The organism is Neptuniibacter sp. (genome assembly GCF_024231755.1).
Lineage (GTDB): Bacteria > Pseudomonadota > Gammaproteobacteria > Pseudomonadales > Balneatricaceae > Neptuniibacter.
This window is the reverse complement of record NZ_JAAEQH010000084.1, coordinates 1-2,087: the sequence shown is the minus strand read 5'-3', so window position 1 is coordinate 2,087 and position 2,087 is coordinate 1. Positions and strand designations below refer to the sequence as shown.

General features: G+C 45.3%; 4 protein-coding genes. 2 read left to right on the top strand and 2 right to left on the bottom strand.

Annotated elements, in window-relative coordinates; translation table 11 throughout:
• The first annotated feature begins 37 nt into the window (after nt 1–37).
• Nucleotides 38–631 (top strand): SIS domain-containing protein, encoded by a 594-nt coding sequence (locus tag GY843_RS03955; RefSeq protein ID WP_297306748.1) that lies wholly within the window; start codon nt 38–40, stop codon nt 629–631.
• Nucleotides 631–1,215, top strand: a complete 585-nt coding sequence (locus tag GY843_RS03950) for a BON domain-containing protein (RefSeq protein WP_297306745.1) — start codon at nt 631–633, stop codon at nt 1,213–1,215. The genes GY843_RS03955 and GY843_RS03950 overlap by 1 nt, the downstream gene beginning before the upstream one ends.
• 31 nt (nt 1,216–1,246) lie before the next feature.
• On the opposite strand, the gene GY843_RS03945 is transcribed toward GY843_RS03950, so the two are convergent.
• Nucleotides 1,247–1,678 carry a ClpXP protease specificity-enhancing factor gene (locus tag GY843_RS03945; RefSeq protein ID WP_297306743.1) on the bottom strand — a complete coding sequence of 144 codons (432 nt, stop codon included), beginning with the start codon at nt 1,676–1,678 and terminating at the stop codon, nt 1,247–1,249.
• Nucleotides 1,679–1,739: 61 nt separating this feature from the next.
• A partial coding sequence (locus GY843_RS03940) for a glutathione binding-like protein (RefSeq protein ID WP_297306741.1) occupies nt 1,740–2,087 on the bottom strand: 348 nt, incomplete at its 5' end.

The window sequence follows — 2,087 nt, the reverse complement described above, 5'->3', positions numbered from 1 at the left end:
GGGCCTTTAATCTTTAAGGCGAAAAATCAAGGACCATATGGAACTCGAAGACCGCATTGTCCACCAGTTTCACAACTCAATGGAAATCAATGCGATAACTATTGAGCAGTATACCCCCCTTATCGCCCACGCTGGTGAGCTGCTACTACATTGCCTGGTTAGTGAGAGCAAAATTCTCTGCTGCGCTAATGGTGCCTCTGCATCCTTAGGCCAGCATTTCACCACGCTATTAATGAACCGCTTTAAGCATGAACGCCCCGGCCTTCCGGCCATAAATCTCAGCTCGGACGGTTCAACCCTTAGCGCCATTTGTGAAGACAGCAGTTTCATGGACGCCCAAGCCAAGCAGATACACGCACTTGGCCAACCAGGCGACATCTTACTCCTGATCACTCCCCATGGCCGCTCAAGCAACCTCATTCAAGCAATCCAGGCAGCACACGACAGGGAGATGACTGTAATCGCACTTAATGGCGGTGATGGAGGAGACATAACTGCACTGCTGAGCCCTGATGAGATTGAAATATGCGTACCCTGTGATGATCATGCACTTATCCACCATGCACAATTACTGGTACTTCACTCACTCTGCGATTTAATAGATTTTCAACTTTTTGGAAGTGATCAATAATGAACAACGTAAAAATATTAGCTTTGATTGCGAGCCTAGGCCTAACCACACTGATTACAGGCTGCTCAGATGTCATTAGCGCAGGCCGCGAAGAACCAATCCGTGAAAACCCTGGCAACCGCACCGTTGGCTCATATATTGACGACGAAGTTATTGAGACTCTCTCTCTGGTCAATCTGAATAAAGGCTCCGAAGAGATGAAAGCCAGTAACATCAGCGTGACCAGCTACAACGGGCTCGTCCTATTAACAGGCCAAGCCCCAAGTGATGCGGCTCGAGCAGAAGCTGAACAGATTGTCAGCCAGATTAGAAAAGTAAGAAAAATACACAATGAGGTAAAAATATCTGGTGTTTCATCAGCTATCGCCAGAAGCAATGACCTATGGATCACAACTAAAGTAAAGGCACAGCTTCTTACCAACGAGAGTGTAGACGGATCACGCATTAAAGTTGTGACAGACGGCAGCACAGTCTATCTAATGGGACTTGTAAGCACTCAAGAAGCCGATATTGCGATCAATATTGTTCGCAATATCACCGGCGTTGAGAAGATTGTTAAAGTCTTCGAATATGTAAATTTATAAACTCAATACCTGAAGTGGCGCACTCTGTGCGCTACTTCACAACCTTTAGAGCCGGCTTTTTCACAGCTGGCTTTTCTTTCGCTTCCACCTGCTCATCCTTCTCTTCTTGCACTCCACTTTCAGCAGGCTCCTGGAGATAGAACTCAATCCCAGGCTCTGATCCAAACCCCATACCTTGCCCATTCTCTCGCGCATAAATAGCCATAATCGCACGCATAGGCACATAGATATCCATAGGCTGGCCTGAAAAACGAGCATTAAAAGAAACCGCTTCGTTATCCATATAAAAGTCACGTACAGCAGAAGGATTAATATTAAGAACGATCTGCCCTTCGTCTACAAACTGCGTAGGCACTGTGACATTATCTTCTTCTGCATTTACCACTAGATGCGGGGTTAAGTCATTGTCCAGCAACCACTCATAAAGCGCTTTTATAATATAAGGGCGACTTGGTTTTAGCATATTTACCTCAACAAAAAAGGGATGAAAAATCATCCCTTTTTAAAACTATTAATTGCAAGAATTAATCACGCATTTCGCGCTCAGCTTCCGACAAGCTCATCTGGAAAGATTCACGCTCAAACAAGCGCTCCATATACTTAACCAGAGGCTTACATTGATCTTCAGGCAATTCAATACCCAGCAGCGGCAAGCGCCACAACAGCGGAGCAAGACAGCAATCAACCAATGTAAACTCTTCGCTCATAAAGAATGGCTTATCAGCAAAAATAGGAGAGATCGTAATCAGACTATCACGTAGCTCTTTACGATTTTCTTCAGCCGTATCGTCATCGTCAGCCAACGCCGCTTCAATGATATTATCAGCAAGATCACACCAGTCACGCTGGATTCGATACATATAGAGACGACT